This window comes from Isoptericola sp. NPDC060257 (assembly GCF_042726645.1).
GTDB lineage: Bacteria > Actinomycetota > Actinomycetes > Actinomycetales > Cellulomonadaceae > Isoptericola > Isoptericola nanjingensis.
In genome coordinates this window covers 1-6,313 of the sequence record NZ_JBHXAW010000259.1, presented here as the reverse complement: position 1 = coordinate 6,313, position 6,313 = coordinate 1, and the positions used below count along the sequence as shown (strand labels likewise).

The 6,313-nt window shown below is 71.3% G+C and carries 6 protein-coding genes; 5 read left to right on the top strand and 1 reads right to left on the bottom strand.

Annotation, left to right across the window (positions count from 1 at the left end; genetic code table 11):
• The first annotated feature begins 717 nt into the window (after positions 1 to 717).
• The 4 genes from uraD (at position 718) to ACFWEK_RS17355 (ending at position 4,382) form a co-directional block, all read left to right on the top strand.
• Positions 718 to 1,221 (top strand): 2-oxo-4-hydroxy-4-carboxy-5-ureidoimidazoline decarboxylase, encoded by a 504-nt coding sequence (gene uraD / locus ACFWEK_RS17370; protein WP_430545893.1) that lies wholly within the window; start codon positions 718 to 720, stop codon positions 1,219 to 1,221.
• On the top strand, positions 1,218 to 1,556 hold the full coding sequence (uraH, locus tag ACFWEK_RS17365) for a hydroxyisourate hydrolase (protein WP_430545892.1): 339 nt from the start codon (positions 1,218 to 1,220) through the stop codon (positions 1,554 to 1,556). Before uraD ends, uraH begins: the two co-directional genes overlap by 4 nt.
• 129 nt (positions 1,557 to 1,685) lie before the next feature.
• Entirely contained in the window at positions 1,686 to 2,630 is a 945-nt protein-coding gene (gene pucL / locus ACFWEK_RS17360) for a factor-independent urate hydroxylase (RefSeq protein ID WP_430545891.1), read from the top strand.
• A gap of 54 nt (positions 2,631 to 2,684) precedes the next feature.
• Positions 2,685 to 4,382 carry a nucleobase:cation symporter-2 family protein gene (locus tag ACFWEK_RS17355; RefSeq protein ID WP_430545890.1) on the top strand — a complete coding sequence of 566 codons (1,698 nt, stop codon included), beginning with the start codon at positions 2,685 to 2,687 and terminating at the stop codon, positions 4,380 to 4,382.
• 80 nt (positions 4,383 to 4,462) lie between these two features.
• Here the strand turns inward: ACFWEK_RS17355 and ACFWEK_RS17350 are convergent, their stop codons facing one another.
• Positions 4,463 to 5,215 (bottom strand): IclR family transcriptional regulator, encoded by a 753-nt coding sequence (locus tag ACFWEK_RS17350; protein WP_430545889.1) that lies wholly within the window; start codon positions 5,213 to 5,215, stop codon positions 4,463 to 4,465.
• A 109-nt stretch (positions 5,216 to 5,324) separates the two neighbouring features.
• On the opposite strand from ACFWEK_RS17350, the gene ACFWEK_RS17345 reads away from it, so the two are divergent.
• A partial coding sequence (locus ACFWEK_RS17345; RefSeq protein ID WP_430554839.1) for an NAD-dependent malic enzyme occupies positions 5,325 to 6,313 on the top strand: 989 nt, incomplete at its 3' end.

Genomic DNA, 6,313 nt, shown 5'->3' with positions numbered 1-6,313 from the left:
ACTGCCCTCGCGAGGGGGTGGGAGAGTAGGACGCCGCCGGACACCCATTCACGAAAGGCCCACCCCACCCCGGGGTGGGCCTTTCGCATACCCGGACACTGGTGGATGTCCGGACGAGCCCTTCGTGCACTGATGCCCGGGGAGCCACCCGCGCAGTTCGTGCCCACGTCGATGATGGCGGCCTGCCCAGCGCCTCACACCACCGGAGCTCGGCGTCGGGTGGTGCCGGCGCACAGCGGGCGCGAGCACCTGGGCTGCCCGAGGCCCGTCTCGTATCCTGGTCGGACGCACGACGATGTGTGGTCGATGACGACCGGCGAACACAGGCGACGAGGGTCACGCTGAATGCGCCCACGGGGTTCGACCGACACGGTTCCCGCCGCATGGGCCGGTCGACACGGTGCGGCGCCGGGCGGAGGCACACGGGGGGTCGGATGCGCGGGACGAGGCGCGCGGCCGTCGGGCGGGGGCGACACTACGGTCCTGCGCGGTCCTGCGGGAGGGCGTTCGCAAGGTCTTCACGTGCCCGCCGGCGGGGTGGACGCGGCTCCCTGACCAGGGGAGATGACGGTGTCCAAGGGGGTCACCCGGGGGGCGAGCGGCACGCACCGGCCACTGAGCGCGGACTCACTTGACATGCCACCGGCACGAGAGTCAGACTTCACTGAATGGAAACCCACTTCCGGTGGGTGGAATCGCCCGAAGGAGGATCGCTCGATGACGAGTGCAGGTCTCGAGGCATTCAACGCGGCGGACATCGACGCCGCACGCGCTCAGGTGCTCTCGTGCGCGGCCGTGACCCGGTGGGCCGACGCGGTGGTCGCCGGCCGCCCGTACGCGGACACCGCGGCCGCACTCGCGACGGCGCGCGCCGTGGCGGACCCGTGGAGCGAGGAGGAGATCGACTCCGCGCTCGCCCGTCATCCGCGCATCGGTGAGCGTGCCTCCGGGGAGGACGCGGACGCGGCGCACTCGCGCCGGGAGCAGGCCGGGCTCGGCGACCTGAGCGGTTCGGTGGAGGAGCGTCTGCGCGCGGGCAACCGTTCCTACGAGGAGCGGTTCGGTCACGTCTTCCTCATCCGGGCCGCGGGCCGCACCGCCGACGAGATCCTCGCCTCGCTCGAGGAGCGCCTGGGGAACGATCCCGCCACCGAGCGACGCATCGCCGGCCAGCAGCTGCGGGAGATCGCCGTGCTGCGGCTGGAAGGAGAGCTCTCATGACCTCGCACATCACCACCCACGTGCTCGACGCGGTGTCCGGCCTGCCGGCCGCCGGGGTGGCCGTCTCCCTGTGGAGCGTCGGCGCGGACAGCGCCGCGCGGCTCGCGGACGCCACGACCGACGCCGACGGCCGGGTCAAGGACCTCGGCCCGGAGTCTCTCGAGCCCGGCACCTACCGCGTGACCTTCGCGACCGGCGACTACTTCGCCGCGCAGGGGGTCGCGACGTTCTACCCGTCGATCACCATCGACTTCACGGTCGAGGCCGGGCGCGACCACTACCACGTGCCCTGCCTGCTCAGCCCGTTCGCGTACTCGACGTACCGCGGGAGCTGACGGGCCGCCAGGCCCGCATCACCGGCCGCGGCAGAGGCGCCGCGGCCTGCGTCATCGTCATCGGAGACGTATGGGGGCCGCCCTCGGGGCGGTCCCGCGACAACGCAACAACAGATGAAGGAGTCAGCAATGACCGCCACCGCCACCGACGCCCAGGCCGCCACGGGCACGATCGTGCTGGGCGACAACCAGTACGGCAAGGCCGAGGTCCGCGTCATGAAGGTCGACCGTGACCAGGCGCGCCACCGGATCACCGAGCTCTCGGTGACCTCGCAGCTCCGCGGTGACTTCTCCGCCGCGCACATCGACGGCGACCAGGGCCGCGTGGTCCCCACGGACACGCAGAAGAACACGGTGTTCGCGCTCGCCAAGGACGGCATCCCCTCGCCGGAGGAGTTCGCCCTCCGCCTGGGCGAGCACTTCGTCTCGAGCTTCGACTGGATCGAGGGCGGCCGCTGGGAGGCCAAGGAGTACACCTGGGAGCACATCCCCTCCTCGCTCACCACGCACGTGACCGACGGCGAGCACGACCACGCGTTCGTCAAGGGCGGCACCGAGACCCGCACGACCGTCGTCCAGCGCGACGGCGACGAGGTCTTCGTCGTCTCCGGCCTCGAGGACCTCAAGGTGCTCAAGTCCACGGGCTCCGAGTTCCACGGCTTCCCGAAGGACCGCTACACCACCCTGCAGGAGACCACCGACCGCATCCTCGCGACGTCGGTGACCGCCCGCTGGCGCTACACGTCGCTGGACATCGACTTCAACGCCGTCTACGACGACGTGCGTCGCATCCTGCTCGAGACGTTCGCCGACGTGCACTCGCTCGCGCTGCAGCAGACCCTCTACCAGATGGGCAAGCGGGTGCTCGAGGCGCACCCGGAGATCGGCGAGATCAAGTTCTCGATGCCGAACCTGCACCACTTCGTCGTGGACTTCGAGCCCTTCGGCCTGGAGAACCCGAACGAGGTCTTCTACGTCGCCGACCGCCCGTACGGGAAGATCGAGGCGGAGGTGAAGCGGGAGGGCGCCGACCAGGAGCCCCGCGCGTGGGCCACCGTCACGGGGTTCTGCTGATCCAGGTCCTCTGATCAGCGAGGCACCGTGCAGTCGGTTCGAAGGAGCATCGAGATGAGCACGACGACCATCGACGCGGCGGCCGCGACCGGCACGCCGCAGGGCGGTCGACCGGAGGACGAGCGCTACCCGCTCGGCAAGACCTTCCTCTACGGCCTGCAGCACATCATGACGATGTACGGCGGCGTGATCGCGCCGCCGATCATCGTCGGGCAGGCGGCGGGGCTGACGGGCGCGGAGATCGGCGTCCTCGTGTCGGCCGCGCTGCTCGTGAGCGGACTGGCCACCGCGCTCCAGACGCTCGGCATCCGCTTCTTCGGGTCGCAGCTCCCGCTCGTCCAGGGCATCTCGTTCGCCACCGTGTCCACCATGGTCGCGGTGGCGAGCGGGGACGGCGGGCTCCCCGCCGTCTTCGGCGCCATCATCGTGGCCGCCGTGATCGGCCTGGCGATCAGCCCGTTCTTCGCGCAGGTCGTGCGGTTCTTCCCGCCGGTCGTGACGGGCACGATCATCACGATCATCGGCATCTCGCTGCTGCCCACGGCGGCCGGCTGGATGATGGGCGGCGACGAGGCGGCGGCCGACTGGGGCTCGGTGCCCAACATCGCGCTGGCCCTCGGCACGCTGGTCGTGGTGCTCGCGCTCAGCCGGTTCCTGCAGGGCACGATCTCCCGACTGTCCATCCTCTTCGGCATCATCCTCGGGACCGTGGCGGCCGTGCCGTTCGGGCTCGCGGACTTCTCGGGGGTGGGCGAGGGGTCGCCGTTCGCGCTGCCGACGCCGTTCGCCTTCGGGGCCCCGGTCTTCGAGATCGGCGCGATCATCTCGATGACGATCGTCATCCTCGTCATCATGACGGAGACGACCGCCGACCTCATCGCCATCGGCGAGGTGCTCGACACCAAGGTCGACGCGAAGCGGGTGGGAGACGGCCTGCGGGCCGACATGGCCGCGACGCTGGTCGCGCCGTTCCTCAACTCGTTCCCGGCCTCGGCGTTCGCGCAGAACGTCGGCCTGGTCGCGATCACCGGCATCCGTTCGCGGTTCGCCGTGGCGGCGGGCGGCGGCGTCCTGTTCGTGCTGGGACTGTTCCCGGTGCTGGGACAGGTGGTCGCGGCGATCCCGTCGCCCGTGCTGGGCGGCGCCGGCATCGTCCTGTTCGGCTCGGTGGCCGTGTCCGGTATCCGCACGCTGTCGCGCGTCGAGTACGAGGGCAACCTCAACCTCACGCTCGTCGCGGTCGCGCTGGGCTTCGGCATCATCCCGATCGCCGTCCCGGACTTCTACGACCAGTTCCCGACCTGGGTGGGCATGATCTTCCACTCCGGGATCGCGGCCGCGGCCGTCGTCGCCGTGCTGCTCAACCTCGTGTTCAACGAGATCCGCTGGGGCCGGCGCAGCAAGGACCCGTCGGTGTTCACCGCGGGCTCCTCGGCGCGACTGGTCGTGACGGAGGAGCAGGAGCAGCGCCGGGCCGAGTACTTCGCGCGGCTGGACGCCGAGCGTCAGGAGGAGCGTCGCCGCGCCCGCCTCAACGCGGACGTGCGGGCGCGGGTGCGCCACGGTCACGGCCGCCGGTCGGGCTGCGTGTCGGCCATCGACCTGGACGCGGACGGCGTGCCGGACGTGCTCCAGATCCGCGAGGGCGCGCGCGACGCGGTCGCGGGCCGACGTCCCGGCGCCCGCGCGGCGGCGGACGACACCCGTCCGCAGCTGGTGCACGCGGGCGCCGCCGAGCCGGGGGACGGGTGACCATGATGCCCGCCCCGGCACGACGCAGGGCGCGAGGCGGGATCCCCGCCTCGCGCCCCGCGTCGGGTCGCCGCGTGCCGTCAGGCCGCGGAGAGCAGCTCCTTCGAGATGGTGTCGGCCATCTCGTGCAGCAGGGGGAGCGCGGCCTCGCCGAACTCGTAGGTCACGCGGGCAGCGGGCCCGGAGACCGAGAGCGCGGTCGGGGTGGGAGCGCCCTTCACCGGGACGGCGAAGCACCGCACGCCGATCTCCTGCTCGCCGTCGTCGACGGCGTAGCCCTGCTCGCGGATCGTGCCGATCTCCTTGAGGAGGTCGTCGACGTCCGTGATGGACAGGTCGGTGGCGGGCGGCATCCCGACGCGACCGACGATGTCGCGGATCGTCTGGTCCGGCAGCTCGGCGAGCACCATCTTGCCGACGCCGGTGCAGTGCGTGTAGACGCGCCGTCCCACCTCGGTGAACATCCGCATCGAGTAGGACGACGAGGCCTGGGCGACGTACACCACCATGTCGCGGTCGATCATCGCGAGGTTGGCGCTCTCGCCGAGCTCGCGGGCGAGCCGCTCCAGGTGGGGGCGGGCGCCGGCGCCGAGCTGGCGGCCGGCGCTCTCGCCGAGCCGGATGAGGCGCGGCCCCAGGGTGTACCGGCGGTTCGGGAGCTGGCGGGCGTAGCCGCGGCCGACGAGCGTCCGCATGAGCCGGTGGATCGTGGGGAGCGGGAGGCCGGCGGCGGCCGCCAGCTCGCTGAGCGCGGCGTCGCCGCCGAGGTCGGTCATGATCTCGAGCAGGTCGATCGCCCGGTCCACCGACTGGACTCCGGTGCCGTTCGCCATGGGTCGTGTCCCCCTTTGCCAAGCCTCACGAACCGGTCCCGGTTCTAGAAACCATCCTTCCACATCTCGAAACTTCATGTCATCAGCACGTCGAAAGGAAACCCAGGCCATGGCGATGCCCAGCCCCAGCTACACGATCACCCTCCGCGTCGAGGCCCCGGCCTCGCAGCGCGCGACGAGCGAGATCGTCCACGAGATCGCCACGGCCGGCGGCTCGGTCATGGGCGTCGACATCGCCCAGTCGCACGCCGACACGATCGTCGTCGACGTCACCTGCGACACGGTCGACGCCGAGCACGGCGAGCGGATCGTCGCGGCGCTCGACGCCCTCGACGGCGTGCGCGTGCTGAAGATGTCGGACTCGACGTTCCTCATGCACCTCGGCGGCAAGATCTCCGTCACGCCCAAGGTGCCGCTCAAGACGCGCCGCGACCTCTCGCGCGCCTACACGCCGGGCGTCGCCCGCGTCTGCCTCGCGATCGCCGACCGCCCCGAGGACGCGCGCCGCCTCACCATCAAGCGCAACACCGTCGCGGTGGTCACCGACGGCACCGCCGTCCTCGGCCTCGGCGACATCGGCCCCGAGGCCGCCATGCCGGTCATGGAGGGCAAGGCGGCGCTGTTCAAGCAGTTCGCCGACGTGGACGCGTGGCCCATCGCGCTCGACACGACGGACACCGAGGAGATCATCCGCACCGTCAAGGCGATCGCCCCGGGCTTCGGCGGCGTGAACCTCGAGGACATCTCCGCGCCCCGCTGCTTCGAGATCGAGAAGCGTCTGCGCGAGGAGCTCGACATCCCCGTCTTCCACGACGACCAGCACGGCACGGCCATCGTGGTGCTCGCGGCGCTCATCAACGCGCTCAAGGTCGTGAACAAGAAGATCGAGGACGTCCGCATCGCGGTGTCCGGCGTCGGCGCCGCGGGCTCGGCCATCATCCGCCTCCTGCTCGCCCAGGGCGCGAGGGACATCGTCGGCTTCGACCGGCACGGGGCGCTCACGCCCGAGTCGGCCGGCGACGACGCGAACCGCACCTGGATCGTCGAGAACACCAACCCGTCCGGGTTCACCGGGACCCTCAAGGAGGGGCTCGTCGG

Coding starts and splice junctions, on each gene's coding strand:
- ACFWEK_RS17355 (WP_430545890.1), top strand. CDS start 2,685: ATGAGCACGACGACCATCGACGCGGCGGCCGCGACCGGCACGCCGCAG.
- pucL (WP_430545891.1), top strand. CDS start 1,686: ATGACCGCCACCGCCACCGACGCCCAGGCCGCCACGGGCACGATCGTG.
- uraD (WP_430545893.1), top strand. CDS start 718: ATGACGAGTGCAGGTCTCGAGGCATTCAACGCGGCGGACATCGACGCC.
- ACFWEK_RS17350 (WP_430545889.1), bottom strand. CDS start 5,215: ATGGCGAACGGCACCGGAGTCCAGTCGGTGGACCGGGCGATCGACCTG.
- uraH (WP_430545892.1), top strand. CDS start 1,218: ATGACCTCGCACATCACCACCCACGTGCTCGACGCGGTGTCCGGCCTG.